The organism is Xanthomonas sp. F14 (genome assembly GCF_014199865.1).
Genome location: NZ_JACHOM010000002.1, coordinates 75,425 through 94,594, shown reverse-complemented (window position 1 = coordinate 94,594; position 19,170 = coordinate 75,425). Strand labels below are relative to the sequence as shown.

Annotated in this window: 13 protein-coding genes; 4 read left to right on the top strand and 9 right to left on the bottom strand. The window is 65.0% G+C overall.

From position 1 onward, the window contains the following. Positions 1 to 143: 143 nt before the first annotated feature. From GGR73_RS08945 to GGR73_RS08935, 3 genes are all read right to left on the bottom strand, one after another. On the bottom strand, positions 144 to 740 hold the full coding sequence (locus GGR73_RS08945; RefSeq protein WP_024940084.1) for an LON peptidase substrate-binding domain-containing protein: 597 nt from the start codon (positions 738 to 740) through the stop codon (positions 144 to 146). Then, positions 737 to 2,107: a UDP-N-acetylmuramate:L-alanyl-gamma-D-glutamyl-meso-diaminopimelate ligase gene (gene mpl / locus GGR73_RS08940; protein ID WP_184456597.1), complete on the bottom strand. Its 1,371-nt coding sequence runs from the start codon at positions 2,105 to 2,107 to the stop codon at positions 737 to 739. The genes GGR73_RS08945 and mpl overlap by 4 nt, the downstream gene beginning before the upstream one ends. A 342-nt stretch (positions 2,108 to 2,449) precedes the next feature. After that, positions 2,450 to 3,013, bottom strand: a complete 564-nt coding sequence (locus GGR73_RS08935) for an adenylate kinase (RefSeq protein ID WP_024940086.1) — start codon at positions 3,011 to 3,013, stop codon at positions 2,450 to 2,452. A gap of 157 nt (positions 3,014 to 3,170) precedes the next feature. On the opposite strand from GGR73_RS08935, the gene GGR73_RS08930 reads away from it, so the two are divergent. Beyond that, on the top strand, positions 3,171 to 4,427 hold the full coding sequence (locus GGR73_RS08930; protein ID WP_154832600.1) for a 6-phosphofructokinase: 1,257 nt from the start codon (positions 3,171 to 3,173) through the stop codon (positions 4,425 to 4,427). 261 nt (positions 4,428 to 4,688) lie between these two features. On the opposite strand, the gene GGR73_RS08925 is transcribed toward GGR73_RS08930, so the two are convergent. Next, positions 4,689 to 5,213: a hypothetical protein gene (locus tag GGR73_RS08925; RefSeq protein WP_046344187.1), complete on the bottom strand. Its 525-nt coding sequence runs from the start codon at positions 5,211 to 5,213 to the stop codon at positions 4,689 to 4,691. Positions 5,214 to 5,462: 249 nt separating this feature from the next. Between GGR73_RS08925 and GGR73_RS08920 the strand changes: the two genes are divergently transcribed. Continuing rightward, positions 5,463 to 7,490 carry a sodium-translocating pyrophosphatase gene (locus GGR73_RS08920; protein ID WP_046344188.1) on the top strand — a complete coding sequence of 676 codons (2,028 nt, stop codon included), beginning with the start codon at positions 5,463 to 5,465 and terminating at the stop codon, positions 7,488 to 7,490. Positions 7,491 to 7,764: 274 nt separating this feature from the next. Here the strand turns inward: GGR73_RS08920 and GGR73_RS08915 are convergent, their stop codons facing one another. Continuing rightward, positions 7,765 to 8,247 (bottom strand): hypothetical protein, encoded by a 483-nt coding sequence (locus tag GGR73_RS08915; protein ID WP_184456949.1) that lies wholly within the window; start codon positions 8,245 to 8,247, stop codon positions 7,765 to 7,767. A gap of 198 nt (positions 8,248 to 8,445) precedes the next feature. On the opposite strand from GGR73_RS08915, the gene ppa reads away from it, so the two are divergent. Further along, positions 8,446 to 8,982 carry an inorganic diphosphatase gene (gene ppa / locus GGR73_RS08910; RefSeq protein WP_005990841.1) on the top strand — a complete coding sequence of 179 codons (537 nt, stop codon included), beginning with the start codon at positions 8,446 to 8,448 and terminating at the stop codon, positions 8,980 to 8,982. 113 nt (positions 8,983 to 9,095) lie between these two features. Next, entirely contained in the window at positions 9,096 to 10,244 is a 1,149-nt protein-coding gene (locus GGR73_RS08905; RefSeq protein WP_024940091.1) for an HDOD domain-containing protein, read from the top strand. Positions 10,245 to 10,532: 288 nt separating this feature from the next. On the opposite strand, the gene GGR73_RS08900 is transcribed toward GGR73_RS08905, so the two are convergent. The 4 genes from GGR73_RS08900 to thiC form a co-directional block, all read right to left on the bottom strand. Then, positions 10,533 to 13,376 (bottom strand): TonB-dependent receptor plug domain-containing protein, encoded by a 2,844-nt coding sequence (locus tag GGR73_RS08900; protein WP_024940092.1) that lies wholly within the window; start codon positions 13,374 to 13,376, stop codon positions 10,533 to 10,535. A gap of 48 nt (positions 13,377 to 13,424) precedes the next feature. Further along, positions 13,425 to 14,318 (bottom strand): helix-turn-helix domain-containing protein, encoded by an 894-nt coding sequence (locus GGR73_RS08895; protein ID WP_024940093.1) that lies wholly within the window; start codon positions 14,316 to 14,318, stop codon positions 13,425 to 13,427. Between the two features lie 110 nt (positions 14,319 to 14,428). After that, on the bottom strand, positions 14,429 to 16,762 hold the full coding sequence (locus tag GGR73_RS08890; RefSeq protein ID WP_184456947.1) for a winged helix-turn-helix domain-containing protein: 2,334 nt from the start codon (positions 16,760 to 16,762) through the stop codon (positions 14,429 to 14,431). A 424-nt stretch (positions 16,763 to 17,186) separates the two neighbouring features. Then, positions 17,187 to 19,064, bottom strand: a complete 1,878-nt coding sequence (thiC, locus tag GGR73_RS08885; RefSeq protein WP_184456595.1) for a phosphomethylpyrimidine synthase ThiC — start codon at positions 19,062 to 19,064, stop codon at positions 17,187 to 17,189. Between the last annotated feature and the right edge of the window lie 106 nt (positions 19,065 to 19,170).

Sequence of the window (19,170 nt, the reverse complement as noted above, 5' to 3'; positions counted from 1 at the left end):
ACACTCCGTGGATCGAAAACGGGTGACGCCCATGCGCGCATCCACTGCATGGATGCCATCGTGAGCGCACTCAAGCGTGGCGAGTGTGCCGTTGCAGGGGTGCAAGCGCGGTGACGGGTTACGCGCGCGCTTGGTTCACCGCGTCACGGCATCCAGGCCAGCAACTGGTCCAGGCGCCGATGCGGATCGTCCAGCTGCAACAGCGACAGACGCTGCTGCTCGGTCAGCGGCAGCAGTTCGGCCAGGCGCCAACCGACCCATGCCGCCTGGTCCAGCAGTTCCGGCCCGGCAGAGGCGAATTGGCCGCCGACCTGTTCGAGCATGCGCTCGAGCACGGTCGCCAGCAGGCCATGCTCGGGCCGCAGTTCGTCATCGCTGTCGGGCTCGCACCAACTCACCTCGCCAACCACCAACCCGTTGTCGCGGATGCGCGAGCGCTGCACACGGAAGCGACGCGTGCCACGCAGGCGCAGCACCAACACGCCGTCGGCACCGACATCGAAATCCTCGATACGCACTTCGGTACCGAACGCAGCCGGTGTGGCCGGCACGCCGACTTCGCTGCCATCCAGGATCAGGCACACACCGAAGCTGCTGCCGGCGCGGCCGCTCTCGCGCACCAGGTCCAGATAGCGGCGCTCGAACACGCGCAAACCCATTGCCGCACCCGGCAACAGCACGTTGTGCAGCGGAAACAGCGGCAAGGCGCTGGTGTCGGCGGTGGTCGTGAGGCCGGTCATGAGGACAATTGCGCCAGGAAGCGACGCGGCGCGCCATCGAAACCGCCATTGGACATGAACACCACATGGTCGCCCGGCTGCGCGATCGCGCCCAGTGTCTGTAGCAATGCCTCCACGTCATGCGCCACGTGCGCGTCACCGCGCACCTGCGCGATGATCGGTGCGGCGTCCCAGGCCAGTTCGGGGCGATGCAGAAACACCACCGCATCGGCATCGCGCAACGATGGTGCCAATGCCTGCGCATGCGCACCCAGCCGCATCGAATTGCTGCGCGGCTCCATCGCCACCAGCACGCGCGCCGCGCCGACCTTCGCACGCAAGCCCTGCAAGGTGGTCGCAATCGCGGTGGGGTGATGGGCGAAGTCGTCGTACACGGTGATGTCGCGCGCCTGCCCCAACAGCTCCAGCCGCCGTTTGACGCTTTGAAAGCGCGCCAGCGCCGGCATCACCGTTACCGGATCCACGCCTACCGCATGCACGGCGGCCAGTGCCGCCAATCCATTGAGCACGTTATGCCGCCCGACCAGCGGCCACTGCACCTGGCCGATCTCCACCCCATGCTGCAGCACCGCGAACGCACTGCCGTCGGCGGCGATCAAGCGTGCGCTCCACTCGAGAGAGGCATCGAAACCGAAGCGCTCCACCGGCGTCCAGCAGCCCATCGCCAACACCTCGGCCAGGCGCGCATCCTCGCCGTTGACGATCAGCCGCCCGCGCGCCGGCACCGTACGCACCAGATGATGGAACTGGCGCTGGATCGCGGCCACGTCCGGAAAGATGTCGGCGTGGTCGTACTCGAGGTTGTTGAGGATCGCCACCAGCGGCCGGTAATGCACGAACTTGCTGCGCTTGTCGAAGAACGCGGTGTCGTATTCGTCGGCTTCCACCACGAATTCGCGTCCCTGGCCCAGCCGCGCCGAGACCCCGAAGTCTTCGGCCACACCACCGATCAGAAAGCCCGGCGCGCGCCCGGCGGCTTCCAGCAGATAGCTCAGGATGGTGGTGGTGGTGGTCTTGCCGTGGGTGCCGGCGACGGCCAGGGTGTCGCGGCCGGGCAACACCTGCTCGGCCAGCCATTGCGCACCGGAGCTGTAGCGACGGCCGGCATCGAGCACTGCTTCGACCGCCGGATTGCCGCGCGACAAGGCATTGCCGATGACGACGTCGCTGGCATCGGCCGAAATATTGGACGGCGCGTAGCCTTGTGCCAGCGCGATGCCGAGGGTTTCCAACTGGGTGGACATCGGCGGATAGATGGCCTGGTCGCTGCCCTCTACCTGCCAGCCCAGCTCGCGCGCAAGGGCGGCGACACCGCCCATGAAGGTCCCGGCGATGCCGAGGATGTGGAGTTTGGTCATGGGGTGCATTGTCGCCGATCGCCGGAGTTGCCGGCCATTCCGCCTCGCGGCCGAGCGCAGTGTCAGGAAAGACCTACCGTACTGTCGGGAATTTCCCGATATGCGAACTGCGTCACATCCATCACTATGCTGAACGCCAGTCGCAGCACCCCTTTGGTCCTACTCCCCAAGAGGCCAAATCCCCAGGGAGCTCATGCTGTGGAGCTCTGAGCAAGCTCATTGCTGGCGTTATTCTGCCCCGGGCGTCTTGCACGCCCGGGGTTTTTCTTTTGCGCAATCAATGCGTTACGCAAGCCGCGACGGATTCCAGCGCGGCGGATGGACCGGGCGCACTGCCCGGCCCGAACCGTCTCAGCGACCGAGCGCGGTGCCGATACGTTCCAGCACTTCATCCAGCGAGCCCACGCCGTCCACGCGTGCCAGCTTGCCGCGCTGTTCGTAGAAACCGATCACCGGTGCCGTGGAGTCGGTATAGACCTGCAGGCGCTTGCGCACCGACTCGGGATTGTCGTCCTCGCGGCCCTCGGCCTTGGCGCGGCCGGCGATGCGCTCGACCAGCAATTCGCTGGCCACATCCAGCTGCACCACCGCATCCAGCGGCTGACCGATCTTGCCGAGCAGGTCGTCCAGCGCATTGGCCTGCGCCACGTTGCGCGGATAGCCGTCGAGGATGAAACCCTTGGCGACATCGGCCTGACCGAGCCGCGCCTCCAGCATGCCGAGCAGGATCTCGTCGGAGACCAGATCACCGCGTGCCATCACTTCCTTGGCCTTCAGGCCCAACGGCGAGCCGGCGGCCACTTCGGCGCGCAGCAGATCGCCGGTGGAAATATGCGGGATCTCAAACTTGTCTTTGAGACGTGTCGCCTGGGTGCCCTTGCCCGAACCGGGCGGTCCCAACAGAACCAATCGCATCAGTGCACTCCACTTTCGAATAAAAACGCGTTGCGGTTGGCGGCGTTAGACTCTGGTCTTCGCCAGCGCTGACCGTATGGTCGTGCAGCTTACCGCATCCGGGGAATGTCCCGGCACTGTCCCCTGCGCCATGTCCCATCGAGGAGCCCGTCCCCCTATGTCTACTGGCAACTTGTTGTATGCCCAGTCCGGCGGCGTCACTGCCGTCATCAACGCCACCGCCGCCGGCGTGATCACCGAGGCGCGCGCACGCAAGATCAAGGTGCTGGCCGCACGCAACGGCATCCTGGGCGCATTGCGCGAGGAGCTGATCGATACCTCAAAGGAGTCCGCCGCCACGATCGCCGCGCTGGCGCAGACCCCGGGTGGCGCGTTTGGCTCGTGCCGCTACAAGCTCAAATCGCTGGAAGAAGACAGCGCCAAGTACGAGCGCCTGCTCGATGTGCTGCGTGCGCACGACGTGCGCTGGTTCCTCTACAACGGCGGCAACGACTCGGCCGATACCGCCTGGAAGGTCTCGCAGCTGGCCAAGGCCTATGGCTACCCGCTGCACTGCATCGGCGTGCCCAAGACCATCGACAACGATCTGGCGGTGACCGATACCTGCCCCGGCTTCGGCTCGGCGGCCAAATACACCGCGGTGTCGGTGCGGGAGGCGGCACTGGATGTCGCCGCCATGGCCGACACCTCGACCAAGGTCTTCATCTACGAGGCGATGGGACGCCACGCCGGCTGGTTGGCCGCTGCCGCAGGCCTGGCCGGCCAGGGCCCGGACGACGCACCGCAGATCATCCTGCTGCCCGAGCGGGCCTACGACCAGGCCGCGTTTCTGGCCAAGGTCAAGCAGGTGGTGGAAAAGGTCGGTTGGTGTGTGGTGGTCGCAAGCGAAGGCATTCAGGACGCGCACGGCAGCTTCGTCGCCGACGCGGGCGGCGCGGCCGATTCGTTCGGCCATGCGCAACTGGGCGGCGTGGCTTCGTTCCTGGCCGCGCAGGTCAAGCAGGAACTCGGCTACAAGGTGCACTGGACCCTGCCCGATTACCTGCAGCGTTCCGCACGCCATCTGGCCTCCAAGACCGACTGGGAGCAGGCACAGGCCGTCGGCAAGGCCGCGGTGCAATACGCGCTCAAGGGCATGAACGCGGTGATCCCGGTGATCGAACGCGTCAGCGACGCGCCATACCGCTGGAAGATCGTGCCGGCCCCGCTGCACAAGGTGGCCAACCACGAAAAGAAGATGCCGCCCAGCTTCCTGCGCAAGGACGGCTTCGGCATTACCGAACGCGCTCGCCGTTATTTCGCCCCGTTGATCAAGGGCGAAGCGCCGCTGGCCTACGGCAGCGACGGGTTGCCGAAGTATGTGACGCTGAAGAACGTGGCAGTGGCGAAAAAATTGCCGAACTGGGAGGGATGAACGTCGGCGTGGGCGACCGGAAGCGCTAATGGGCGCTGCACGCCCATATACCCACTCGCACATCTGCCACAGTGCTCATGCACCGCAACACGGCATGCGGCCATCGATACAGCGCCTCGCCTGGTCGTCCAGGTTTTTGACGACACTGATCGACGGATGCGCCGCTGCGACGACGCATGTGACCTTGTGAAGCGTCATGCAGACAACCCCGGCCTGGCCGGGGTTTGTCGTTGAATAGAGTGACTGGAGCGAACGCCTGAGTTATTGACAGGCCTTGCCTTCCACCGTCATCTGCGCAGCAAACATCGGCACCTGCGGGATCTTTCCGGCGGCAGCCTGTTGCTTGGCATCTTCCAGATAGATGCGCGACTGGCCTTGGCCATCGAGCTGCGGCTTGGCATCCACCGGCTTGCGCCAGATGCGCACTACCGCCTGCTGCGCGGGGCAGGCTGCGCTGGGGACGCGGATCACGTCGTTGTAGATCCAGCCCGATGCGACGCTGGGCGTGGCCTTGGCGAAATCCACGAAGCGGGCGCGTGGCTGGCAGGTGGGACTGCTGCGCACCACCGACAAGGTATACGGCTGCGCAGCATTGCCGGTGAATACGCCTTCCAGGCGCGCACAGGCTTCTGGAATCTGGCGCAGGGTGTGCACGGCACCGACCGCTTGCGCGGTGCCGGCCGGGCGCTGTTTCAGCTCCGGCGTCGGGTCGGCAGCGAGCGCATGGGCGCTGAGCAGCACTGCAGCGATGGTCACGGCATATGTTGACGCGGCATGGTTGGACATCGTCACTCCTGGATCGGCTCGATCACGTTGGCCGCAGGCTGTCATGCCGCGACTGAACGACGCGCCAAAGCCGCAGTGGTGGCAGCGGCGCAGGCCGCGGCGCATACTCGCCCGCAATCCGGCCACCCGAACATCGCGACGCGCATTGCGGCCTCCATGGCCGTCGAGTCCGTATTCGCCACCCCACTCGCTGCGTGCATCGCCCTTGGTTCGTCCCGACCGGACGACATCCATTCTCTGGGAGGGGTCATGCTGGAACACTACGGGTTACCACTTGCGCTGGGATGTGCGGTCCTGGCAATCGTCTATGGCGGTGTATCGGCACGCTGGGTGATCGCGCAGCCGAGCGGCAACGCACGCATGCAGGAGATCGCCGCCGCGATCCAGGAAGGTGCACGCGCGTATCTCAACCGGCAATACCTCACCATTTCGATTGCCGGCGGCGTGCTGTTTGTCCTGGTCGGGCTGTTTCTGAGTTGGTACACCGCCATCGGGTTTGCGATCGGCGCGGTGCTGTCGGGGCTGGCCGGCTATATCGGCATGAACGTGTCGGTACGCGCCAACGTGCGCACGGCCGAGGCCGCACGCCATGGCATCGGCCGTGCGATGGATGTGGCGTTCCGCGGTGGCGCCATCACCGGCATGCTGGTGGTGGGGCTGGGATTGCTCGGGGTGGCAGGCTATTACGCGGTGCTGCAGGCGATGGGCCTGCCGCTGGAGCGCAACCTGCACGCGCTGGTGGGGCTGGCATTCGGTTCGTCGCTGATTTCGATCTTCGCGCGCCTGGGTGGCGGCATTTTCACCAAGGGTGCGGATGTGGGCGCAGACCTGGTCGGCAAGGTGGAAGCGGGCATCCCCGAGGACGACCCGCGTAACCCGGCGGTGATCGCCGACAACGTGGGCGACAATGTTGGCGACTGCGCCGGCATGGCGGCGGATCTGTTCGAAACCTATGCGGTCACCGTGATCGCCACGATGCTGCTCGGCAGCCTGACGCTGAGCGAAACCGGTCCGCACGCGGTGCTGTACCCGCTGGTGCTGGGCGGCGTCTCCATCATCGCGTCGATCGTGGGCGCCTCGTTCGTCAAGGTCAAAGCGGGCGGCTCGATCATGGGCGCGCTCTACAAAGGCGTGGTCGTTTCCGGCGTCTTGGCCGCACTCGCCTACTGGCCGATCACCCAGTCGCTGATGCGCGACAACACGCATGGCGCCACGGCCTTGTACGCCTGCGCATTGATCGGCCTGGTGCTTACCGGCCTGATCGTCTGGATCACCGAATACTACACCGGCACCCAGTACAAGCCGGTGCAGCACGTGGCCGCCGCAAGCACCACCGGCCACGGCACCAACATCATTGCCGGCCTGGGCGTCTCGATGAAATCCACCGCGCTGCCGGTCATCGCGGTGTGCGCGGCAATCTGGGGCGCGTTTCATTTTGGCGGTTTGTACGGCATTGCAACCGCAGCGACGGCAATGCTGTCGATGGCCGGCATGATCGTGGCGCTGGATGCGTACGGGCCCATCACCGACAACGCCGGCGGCATCGCCGAGATGGCCGAGCTGCCGCCGGAGGTGCGCAACATCACCGACCCACTGGATGCGGTGGGCAACACCACCAAGGCGGTCACCAAGGGCTATGCGATCGGCTCGGCCGCACTGGCCGCGCTGGTGCTGTTTGCCGACTACACGCACAACCTGCAGGCGGCCAATCCCGGCGAGGTCTTCGCCTTCGACCTGTCCGACCACAGCGTGATCATCGGCTTGTTGATCGGCGGCTTGATCCCGTATCTGTTCGGCGCGATGGCGATGGAAGCAGTGGGGCGCGCGGCAGGCGCCGTGGTCGAAGAAGTGCGTCGCCAGTTCCGCGAGATTCCCGGGATCATGGCCGGCACCGCCAAGCCCCAATACGACCGCGCAGTCGACATGCTGACCCGCTCGGCGATCCGCGAAATGATCCTGCCTTCGCTGCTGCCGGTGGTGGTGCCGGTGGTGGTCGGGCTGCTGCTCGGCCCGCGTGCCCTAGGTGGCCTGTTGATCGGCACGATCGTGACCGGCCTGTTCGTGGCGATTTCGATGACCACCGGCGGCGGGGCCTGGGACAACGCCAAGAAGTACATCGAAGACGGCCATTTCGGCGGCAAGGGCAGCGAGGCGCACAAGGCCGCCATCACCGGTGACACGGTAGGCGACCCGTACAAGGACACCGCCGGACCGGCGATCAATCCGCTGATCAAGATCATCAACATCGTGGCCCTGCTGCTGGTGCCGCTGCTTTGAGAACCACCTATCGCAAGCCGCGGGTCGATCGAAGCTGATGGAGGCCGGCCCCGGAACGTGCCGACTCACGTTCCGGGGCCCAGGCGCCGTACCCCGGGGCCGTGCGCCGGTGTGCGCCGCGTGCCGGCCTGCTACTGACAAGCGACAGGCCTGCGGTAATGATCCCGCGTGCCGCATCGGCTCGCACGTGCCGACGCCGGGCAGGTCCGGCGCCCGCATGCAATCGCTGCACCGGGCAACACACCGCGCCACGGCTTGCGGTGCAAGCGTTTCCTCAGAGGCAACCGATCAAGCCGTCATAGATCGGTGGCGCCCCACCGGGCAGTGGCTCGAACAGCGGATTGTTCACCGCCAGGGTGCGGTACATCTCGTCCAGACGCGTCCCTGCCTTCAGCGGCGCCGTGCAGCGCCAGACCCGACTGTCCGAGCGCAGGTACCCGCTGCCGGGGTCGACGCTGACCTCGCTGGCCCCGAAGGTCCAGGTGCAGCTGCGCACCACCCCGCTGACCCGGTGCACCGAGCAACGCAAGCGCAGCGGCTGGTAGTCGCTGAACTCGCCGCCGCAAAAGGTGTCGCCACAGATGTTGTCGAAATCCTGTTCCAGCCGCTGCTCCAGATCGACAAAGGCTTCCCAGCCTTCGCCATTGGCGGGCCAGTCCACCGCATCGACGAATGTCGGCGCCGGCGTCGCCGCAGAGGCGAGCTGGCAGGCACCGGAGAGCAGCAGCACAACGAGCAAACGCACAGGCTTGAACATGGCAGTTCCCGAGCAGTGGATGAGTCTGCAGCGTGCGCCGCGCCGCGGGCCGCGACGATCGGGGAGCTTCCCGGGATGAATGCGGGCTATGCCGCACACGGCGGTCAGAACATTGCCCATTCAGTGTCGCTGCACCGCAACAGCCGAACGCGTAGAATCGCGCTCCACACACTAGATGACGCCTCGGGAGTTACGCGCATGGGTCTTGAACTGGTCACCTCCGGCAAGAATCTGCCGGAAGAAATCAACGTCGTCATCGAAATTCCGAAGGATTCGGAGCCGGTCAAGTACGAGGTGGACAAGGCCAGCGGCGCGATCTTCGTCGACCGCATCCTGTCCACCCCGATGCGTTACCCCTGCAATTACGGCTATGTGCCCAACACCCTGTGCGGCGACGGCGACCCGGCCGACGTGCTGGTGGTGCTGCCGCTGCCGCTGGTGCCTGGCTCGGTGGTGCGTTGCCGTCCGGTGGGCGTACTGCGCATGAGCGATGAGGCCGGCAGCGACGAAAAGATCCTGGCAGTGCCGATCGAGAAGATCTTCTCCGGTTACGCGCATATCGAGGACATCAACCAGGTGTCCAGCCACTGGATGGAGCGCATCGGCCATTTCTTCGAGCATTACAAGGACTTGGAGAAGGGCAAGTGGGTCAAGCTGGATGGCTGGGGCGGCGCGGCCGAGGCCAAGCGCATCCTGGTGGAGTCGGTGGAACGCTATAATTCCGACGCACCCTGATCCAACGACCGTGACGCAGCCCCGCAACCGCGGGGCGATCGGGATCACGCTTCCGGCGTGATCCCGGTGACCGCCGGCGGCAGATTGGGTACATTGCCGACAGCGTTTGGCCGGTGTCTGTCACCGGTGACTCTTGGGGAAGTGTCTTGCGTATTCTGTTTGTTGGGGACGAAGCCAGTCTTCCGTCCGAATTGAGCGACTATGTCGCCGATCTGGGTGATCAGTGGCAGGTGCAGCAGGTGGCCGACGGCAATTCGGCGATCGAGGCGGCCGCGTTATCGCCGTTCGACGCGGTCATCGTCGCCCCCGTCCTGCCCGATCTCACGTCCGCCACGTTGCTGGGGCAGATCCGTACGCTGCGCCCGGACACCATCCGCATCGCCCTGATCGATGCCCAGGATGGTCAGCGCACCCCGCCGGCTCGCATCATTGGCGTGGCGCACCGCTTTCTGCCGGTGCCGCTGGCCCCGGAAGTCCTGCTCGAAGCCATCACCAGCCTGGAAGAACTGCGCGATCTGCTCGGCAATCCGCGCTTGCGCGCCGCCATCGGCCGGATCGAAAAACTGCCGTCGCCGCCGCATCTGTATCTGAGCCTGATGCATGCACTGGAAGAAGACGATGGCGCCGACGCGGCCGATATCGCCAAGCTGATCGCCGGCGATCCGGCGATTGCCGCCAAGGTGCTGCAGCTGTGCAATTCCGCATTCTTCTCCGGCGGCCGCAGCATCACCGATCTGCGCACGGCAGTGACCCGCCTGGGCGTGGCCACGCTGCGCGACCTGGTCCTGGCCAGCGAAGTGTTCTCGGTACAGACGCTGACCCCGGCCGAGCGCAATGCGATGCAGCGACGCGCCCTGCTCTCCTCGCGACTGGCCGCCAAGGTGTTGCCGCCGACCAGCGCAGAACTGGGCTCCACCGCCGCGCTGCTGGCCGATATCGGCTTGTTGCTGCCCGGCGTGCGCGACGAGCGCGAACCGCCGCTGGAAGGCGGCGACGACCGCCTGGGCCATACCGAAGCCGGTGCTTACCTGCTCGGCCTGTGGGGCCTGCCGATGCCGATCATCGAAGCGGTGGCCTTCCATCGCCACCCGCAGCGCTCCAGCCTGCGCAGTTTCTGGGTGACCGGCGCGGTGCATGTGGCGACCGCATTGGCCAGCGGCGAAACCGTGGACGAAGAGTACCTGTCCAAGGTCGGCGTGCTCGCCCGCCTGCCAACCTGGCGCGAACAGGCCGATACCTTGCTGGGGCTTGCTGAGGCTTGAGCTGCCTGTGAATGAAAAAAAACGCGGCGAAAGCCGCGTTTTTTTTTGCCGCACCACTGCAGCAAGGCCGCACTGAAACGCAGCCGCTGAAGTGCAGCCGGCACCTCCTTTCCGATCGGCGGCTTGCCACATCAGTGCAGATGTCATCAGTGATGGCAGTGGCGCCGGCTGACCGTCGGCACGGTCGCTTTGATCATGAGGGCCGCAGAGGCCTGCATCGCATCCACCTCACCATAAAAAAAGGACGGGCCTTGCGGCCCGTCCCTCATGCTACAGCGCGTCGATGGATCAGAAACGCTGGGTGTACTTCATGTACACGAAGCGACCGATTTCGAAGCCGCCGTAATAGGCAAAGCTGCTGTTCGGTGCCGAGTACTGCAGCGGACCGCGGTGATCGAACACGTTGTTCGCGCCGAGTGCGATCGTTGCGTCCCACGGTGCCTTCCAGTTGACCTGCAGGTCGTGGAAGGTGTTGGAACCGGTGTGGCGCAGCGGATCGGATTCGCCGTTGGCGAAATGGTCGGGGGCGTCGCAATAGCCCTCGGCCAGCGTGATGCAGCTTTCCTTCATGCCCGAGTAGTAACGCAGGGTGTAGTTGACGCCGAAATCACCCAGCGCCCAGTTCACGCCAACGTTGGAACGCACGCGGAAGATGCCCGGCTCGCCGACGCGGCCGATCATGATGGCGTTGCCCGCGCTGTCCTGGCCGGCTTCGTCGTACTTGCTGACGTAGCTGGTCTGCCAATCCAGGGTGAAAGAGCCGATTGCAGTTTCCGGCAAACGGTACTTCACGCCCAGGTCGTAGCCTTCGGTTTCCATCTGGCCGAGGTTGGCCACGCCGTAGGTCATCGAGGAGATATGGCCGTCGGCTGCACGCGTCACGCCTGCGCAGCGCTCCGAATTGCCCAGCACGTAGCAGTCGCGCAGGATACGGTCGACGCTATCGGCGATGATCATGTCGTTGATCTCGTAGCGGTACCAATCCAGCGAGATATCCAGGCCCTGCACCCAACGCGGGCTCCACACCAGACCAGCGGTCTTGCTGGTGGAGGTTTCCGGCTTCAGGTTCGGGTTGGCACCGCTGACGAATTCGTCAGGCGTCTGGCACGGGTAGGTCGTGCAAGGCACGAAGCCCTGACCCAGCTGGGTGTAGCCCAACGGTACGCCGGCATTGGTGCAGGCTGCATTGCCATTGACGCTGTTCGGAGCACCGACGCCGCAGGGATCGATGTAATCCTCGAAGCTGCTGCTCAGGCCGCCGTACAGATCGCTGATGGTCGGCGCACGGAAGCCTTCCGCATAGGTCGCACGCACCAGCAGGTCTTCCAGCGGACGCCAGGTCAGGCCGAACTTGGAGTTCAGCGTGTCGCCGAAGTTGCTGTAGTCCGAGTAACGCGTCGCAGCGTTGAAGGTCAGTTCCTTGGCGAATGCGACGTCGCTCAGCAGCGGCACATTCAATTCGAGGTAGACCTCGTCCAGCGAGTACTCACCCTGCGTGGTCTTGGCACCCAGGCCCGTGCTCTCGCCCGACTGCGCGAATGCGTCAGGAGAGAAGCGGCCTTCTTCCTTGCGGTGTTCATAGCCGACCGCAATGCCCAGGTCGCCAGCCGGCAGTTCAACGATCGAACCGGACAGGTTGGCAGTGAAGCTGGTGGTCTTGGTCAGGCCGGTGTCGGTGAAGGTGGGGAACAGGAATTCCTGCAACGCCGGATCGGCGAGCGAGCCCTGACCTGCAACGTTGTACGGCAGCAACGGGTTCCACGGACGGCACGCCGACAGCGGGGTCGGGTTGGCAGCGGTACCGCACTGTGCAACGCCCTGGCCGTTGATGAAGGACGGGCCCAGTGCCTGACGCGATGCGATCAGGCTCATGTCGCCACGGCTGCGCTTGGTGTTCTCGTTGCGATTCCACAACGCGCCAACGTCCCAGTCCCAGGTCTTGCCACCGAGATCGAAGTAGCCGCTCAAGGTCGGCGCAAAGCGCAGGGTCTTGAGCTGGTTTTCGGTGGCGCGCGGCACTTCCCACAGGCGGCGACGGAAATCGACGTCCTGGCCAACCGGATTGAACGCGCTACCGGCTTCCAGCGGCGTGCCGAACGAACCGGACTGGTACGGATAACCCGCGATCTGTCCGTCGGTCGTGCGCTCGTTGTAAGCGATGTCGGCGTTGAAGGTGATGGCATCGGCAACGTCGTAGTTGACGTTGGCAAACACCGACTTCCGCTCGATACCGGTCTGCACCATCATCTGCTGGTTCGAGTTGGCGTACTCGGCCGGGGTGATGGGGTGATAGTCGGCCGGGTTGTTCGGGTTACCACCGGCATTGAGGGTCTGCCACACCGCGGTGTCCGGATCTGCGCAGTCGACCTGCAGCGGATTGCACCACGAGCCGTTCTGGCTGATCGGGCTCCAGCTGTTCGGGGTGGAGTTGGGACCACGCGAGCCATCGCGGCTGAACCAGCGGTTCTTGGCGAACACCGGATCCTGCTTGGAGTACTCGGCCGACAGCGTCACGCCGCCGCGCTCGCCCTGCGAACCGACAGTGAAGGAGTACTGCGTGGTATCGCCGTCGCCCTGACCGAACTGGCCGAACTGCACGCTTGCTTCTGCGCCGTCGAAACGCTTGCGGGTGATGACGTTGACCACACCGGCAATGGCATCGGAACCGTAGATGGACGAAGCGCCATCCTTCAGCACTTCGATACGCTCGATTGCCGACATCGGAATCTGGCTGAGATCCTGCAGACCGGAGGTCGATGCACCCAGACGCTTACCGTTCACCAGCACCAACGTACGCTGCGCGCCGAGGTTACGCAGATCGACGTAGTAACCGCCGACGTCTTCGCCCGACGACAGCGCATCAGCGCGCGAGATCGCCGGCGAACCAGCGGAGGTCAGGTTCTGCAGCACGTCGGCGACGGAGGTCAGACCCTGCTTTTCCAGTGCCTGACGGTCAAGCGTCAAAATCGGCTGCTGGGTCTCGACATCGGCGCTGCGGATGCGCGAGCCGGTGATCTCGATACGGTCCAGCGTGGTGGTCGATTCTTGCGCGACGGCAAATGCCGGCGTCAACGCGATCGCAATACCGGCGGGCAACAGGCCCAGCCGCACTGCGGAGGTGCGAAGGTTCATCAATCTCTCCAGGGTTCGTTAGTGGCGCGTTAAGCGCCCCTGTGCAAATTACGATTGCGTGAACATCGTCGCTTTGCGCGTCACGTTCCGTGGCTTTGCCGAATCTGGCGGATTTGTCGTTTGGTCGCGGTAATGCGATGCGGAGACACCGAAACGCGCACGAAATGCACGCGCAAAGCTGCAGCAATTGTCGAACCCGCTTGCCGCCGCAACCTCACCGATCATCATCGAGGTATCGCGCAGCAGATCGGAGGCGCGTTCCAGGCGCAGGCGCGCCGACAGGGCCTGCGGGCTTTCCTCGTACAGGCTCTGGAACGTCTTGGACACATACCAACTGGAGAAGTTGGTCAGCTGCGCCAGCTCGGCGATGCGCACCACGCGGTCGCTATTGCCTTCCAGATACAGCCGCGCACGTTGCATGCGACCGAAGACCTGACGGCGACGGCTGCGCGAACGCCCCGGGCAGCGCTGCTCCTGCGCGATGAAGTCGCGCTGCATCGCAGCCAGATGCAGCAACAACGGGCGTGCCGATGCACCGCCGCTCTGCGCAGCCGCGTTACGCCACAGACGCAATGCAATGCGCAGATCCCCACGCGACAGCTGGCTGCGTCCCGGATACAACGTGGCGTCGGTCAACTCGGCCAGCGACTGCAGACTGTCGCCATCGAGGCTGACGCCGACACAGAGCGCGCTGCGGTCGGCCTGTACGGTGGGATGCGATTCCTTGTCGAAGGCGATCCAGTCGCCGGCGCGCAGACGGAAGCGCCCTTCCTTGGACTCCACCCAGGCGCGGCCGCGCAACTGCACCCACAGCGTGAACGTGGCCGCGGCGGTCCGGATGCTGCCCAGGCGGGAGACCGCCAGACAGGTCGTCGACGTCGGCTCGCTGGCACCGTCCAAGGAAAGTGCGAGCCCGCGATCTGCGGTGATGACCTGTTGCATGGTGGCAGCCCCCTGTACAAAAGAGGGCGTAGTGTTTTGCCGAATCTGGCGTCAGTCAGGAAGTTCCGACGAAGGTCTGCCGAAATTGCCACGAAGTCTTTCCGAAAAACTTACGAAGCGATTTTCCTCAACACGATCAACAGGTTGGATATCACACCCAACGGCGTGGCCAGGCGCTCCGGCAACGCCATGAAGGCAATCGAGCTGCCGTCTTCTTCTGCCAATGCCACATACAACGCGCCGCTGCGCTGATCCACGCTGAAACCATTGATGGTGGTGTACTTGGCCGCATCCATGCAGCGCCCGACACCGCCGCGCAGGTCGCTGTCATAGGTGGCACAGGCGTCGGTGGACGACAGGTAATGCAATTGCCCGCGCGCGCCGGGAGCCCAGCTGCGATAGCGCCAGCGCGATGGCTGCTGCGGATCGACCGGTCGCAAGGTGTCGGCGGCCAGCGACGGGGCGACCTGCCATAGCCCGCCGCCGGTCAGACGCGTCAGCAATACCTGGCCGCTGGCGCGGTCCAGCCGCAACTGCGAGACGTCCTGCAGCGACGCCAGCGCGCGCCATGGAGCACTGCGTCTGTCGTAGAGCGTGGCAAAGGTGCGCCCGTCATCGGCGGCAGCCACCACCAACAACTGATCGGGATCGGGAACATGGATCGCCTGCAACGGTCGCGGCTGCGGCACCGGGAGCCGCAGCGCCTTGCCGGTACTCGGGGTCACTTCGAACAGTGCCGCATGCCCGTGCGCATCGCTGCCGCTGACCAGCACGCGTTGCGAGTCGGCCGACCAGTCGGCGGCCTGGCGCGCATCCGGCCGCAGGCCTTCGATCAGGCGCACCGAGCCGGGCTTGCCGACATCGCCCCACCACAGGCCGTACGCACCGGAGCGATTGGAGGCAAAGATTAACTGGCGCCCGTCCGGCGCAATCATCGGCTGATCGTCGCGCCCGCTGGAAGGAAACAGCCGGCGGCGAATGTAGCCGCCATTCATGGGGTCGTGAATGACCTGATACACGCCAAATTGCGGTTTGCGCTGCACGAAGACCAGATGACCATGCGCCACATCCGGTGCCTGCGCATCGTCCACACCGAGGTCATGCAGGCTGCGGTCGACCAGATCGAGCCGGTAGAGCCGCGCTTCGCTGTCCACACGACGCCCGAAGATCAGCCCGCTGCCGTCGGGCAACCAGCTCCAGCCACGGATATCGGCGTTGTCGTGGGTCAGCCGCTCGGCGGTTCCGCCGCTTGCCGAAATGCGCCACAGATCGCCAAGCTGCGGATTGCGCAGAAACACGATCCAGTGCCCGTCGGGCGAATAGCGCGGCGTGTAGTCGAAGTCGCTCGACTGCGCGCTGTAGCGCAGCGGCTGCCATTGGCCGGTTTCCAGATCCAGCCGCCGCATGCGCGGCGACCCGTGCATGCCGGTCATGCTGCCGAACAGCAGGGCACGGCCGTCCGGCGACCAACTGAAACTCAGCATGTCCGCGCCATCGCAGCGCGCCACCTCGCGTGCGGCAGCCGGGCCGTTGGCAGCAGCGATCATGATGCGGCAGCTGCCATCGGGCGCCTGCCGCGAGAAGGCGATCTCGCGCCCATCCGGTGACCAGGCCGGCAGCCGATCGGAAATACCGGCCGCCGGCGTGTCCAGCACGCGCGGGTAGGCGTTGTTGGTGGTCTTGACCAGGATCGAGGTGCCTGCGCGATCGCTGGTCAGCGAGGCATAGGCCACCATCGCCCCGTCCGGCGACAGGCTGGGCATGAGATCGAATCCGCCGCCCGCAGTGATGATCTGATACGGGCGCTTGGGGCTGCCGAGCACTGCCGAGGCCGCTGCCGCGTCGCGATCCGGCGGGCGCATCCACAGCGTCCGCGCCGCCAGTCCCAGCACCACCAATAAGGCCACGCTGGCCACTGCCAAGGCCATCCATCGGCGCTGCCGCACTGCAGCCGACGCAGCCGGAACCGATGCTGGAGGCTGCCGGGTGACCGGGCTGCGCTGCAACGCGGCAGTGGCGGTGACGCCGGCGGTGCGGTTGCGCTCGTCGGGCTCCTTGTCCGATGCAGTCACCGCCGTCGCGGGCGCGGCAACATCGGCCGGACCGTCCGACGGCTGCTCCCACGCAACCGGGGCCAGCAGCCGATAGCCGGTCTTGGCAATGGTCTCGATATGCTCGAAGCGCTGGCTGCCGTTGCTGGCCAATGCCTTGCGCAGTTGCGTGACCGCCTGGGTCACCACGTCGTTGGTCGGCAAGGTGTCGGGCCAGACCTCGGCCAGCAGTTGCTCGCGCGTCACCACCTGGCCCGGCTGCCGCGCCAGCGTCAGCAGCACCGCCAGGGATTTCGGCGCCAGACGCGCGGCGCGCTTGGCGCCGGGCGCATGCACTTCGCGCGAGGCGACGTCGACCACGCACTGGCCGACACGTAACCGGCCCGATGGCATGGCATTAGCGGGAGGAACACTCATCGGCAAGAAACACGCATCGGCATGCAAGGACTACAAAGAACGCAACACGCACTTCGCGCGAAACGCCAAATTCAGCAAAGGACCACAACCAACTGTGTCATGCATCCATTTGGTGCAAATTTTACTCTATGCCTCGTTGCTTCCCTACGACAGGTGGCGACGTCAGGCTCTCTCTCTCTCGCCGACGAATTCAAATAATTACGATGTCCCCTTCGCGCCTCTGGCGCGATTTTTTTATCTGCGATTCAGGAAAATGCCGCGAAATGCTTGCGGGCTGTAACCGCTTGCAACGCAGTCACCGCGCGGCACTTGCGTACCGCGCTGCGATCTGACTAAGCCGAAGCTGAATTTTTCCTAAGCAGCCAGTCGGTCTGCTGCAACGTGACGATGCTGCCGCATGTCACGTGGCGCGATACACCTGCGCGCCTTGCGCCAGAAACTGCGCCGACTTCTCTTCCATTCCCGCCGACAAGGCATGCGCCTCGCCCATACCGTGCTCGGCCGCGTAATCGCGCACGTCCTGGGTGATCTTCATCGAGCAAAAATGCGGCCCGCACATCGAGCAGAAGTGCGCCAGCTTGTGCGCCTCCTTGGGCAGGGTTTCGTCGTGAAACTCCCTGGCCTTTTCCGGATCCAGCCCGAGATGGAACTGGTCGTCCCACCGGAATTCGAAACGCGCCTTGCTCAAGGCGTTGTCACGCACCTGCGCACCGGGATGCCCCTTGGCCAGATCCGCAGCATGTGCGGCGATCTTGTAGGCCATGATGCCGTCGCGTACGTCCTGCCGGTTGGGCAGGCCCAGATGTTCCTTGGGCGTGACATAGCAAAGCATCGCGGTGCCGAACCAGCCGATCATCGCCGCACCGATGGCGCTGGTGATGTGGTCGTAGCCGGGCGCGATATCGGTGGTCAGCGGCCCCAGGGTATAGAACGGTGCCTCGCCGCATTCGCGCAGCTGCTTGTCCATGTTTTCCTTGATCAGCTGCATCGGCACGTGCCCCGGACCTTCGATCATGGTCTGCACATCGTGCTTCCAGGCGATCCTGGTCAACTCGCCCAGCGTTTCCAGCTCGCCGAACTGGGCTGCATCGTTGGCATCGGCAATGCAGCCCGGGCGCAGGCCATCGCCCAGCGAAAACGCCACGTCATAGGCTTTCATGATCTGGCAGATGTCTTCGAAGTGCGTGTAGAGAAAGTTTTCCTTGTGATGGGCCAGGCACCACTTGGCCAGGATCGACCCGCCGCGCGAGACGATGCCGGTCACCCGCTTTGCCGTCAGCGGCACATAGCGCAGCAGCACGCCGGCGTGGATGGTGAAGTAATCCACGCCCTGCTCGGCCTGCTCGATCAAGGTGTCGCGAAAGATCTCCCAGGTAAGCTCTTCCGCACGCCCGTCGACCTTTTCCAGCGCCTGATAGATCGGCACCGTGCCGATCGGCACCGGCGAATTGCGGATGATCCATTCGCGCGTTTCGTGGATGTGCTTGCCGGTGGACAGGTCCATCACCGTGTCGCCGCCCCAGCGGATCGACCACACCAGCTTTTCGACCTCTTCCGCAATGCCGGACGACACCGCGCTGTTGCCGATGTTGGCGTTGATCTTGGTCAGGAAGTTGCGACCGATGATCATCGGCTCGCTTTCCGGGTGATTGATGTTGTTGGGCAGGATCGCGCGGCCGCGTGCGATTTCGTCACGCACGAATTCCGGTGTGATGCATTGCTGGATCGCGGCACCGAAGGCTTCGCCCGGATGCTGCTTGCGCAGCATCGCGTCGGCCACCGCTTCCAGGCGCTGGTTTTCGCGGATCGCCACGAACTCCATTTCAGGGGTGATGATGCCGCGCCGCGCGTAATGCATCTGGGTGACATTGGCACCCTCGCGCGCCACGCGTGGCAGGCGCCGCGCAGGAAAGCGCACCGCATCCAGGCGCGCATCGTGCTCGCGGCCGCGGCCAAAGCTGGAACTCAGGCCATCCAGCGCCACGGTATCGCCACGCTCGGCGATCCAGCGCGCGCGCAGCGGCGCCAGACCGGCGGCAAGATCGATCGCGGCATGCGGGTCGGTATACGGCCCTGAGGTGTCGTAGACGCTGAGCGGCGCATTGTCCTCGCCACCGAACAGGGTCGGTGTGCGGGTCAATGCAATCTCGCGCATCGGCACCTGCAGGTCGGCGCGCGAACCCTGCACGAAGATCTTGCGGGAGCCTGGAATCGGCTGGGTCACAGCCTCGGACAGCGACTGGGCTTGTTGCTGCAAAACGGTCGGCGCGGCATTCATGGCGTTCGTCCTGTGTGCTGGAAGACCAGCACCCACGGCGCTGGCCCTGCGAAGGATTCGCAGGCGGACGAAGCGGCGGCGCTCAATGGCGATGCACCCGTGCAGG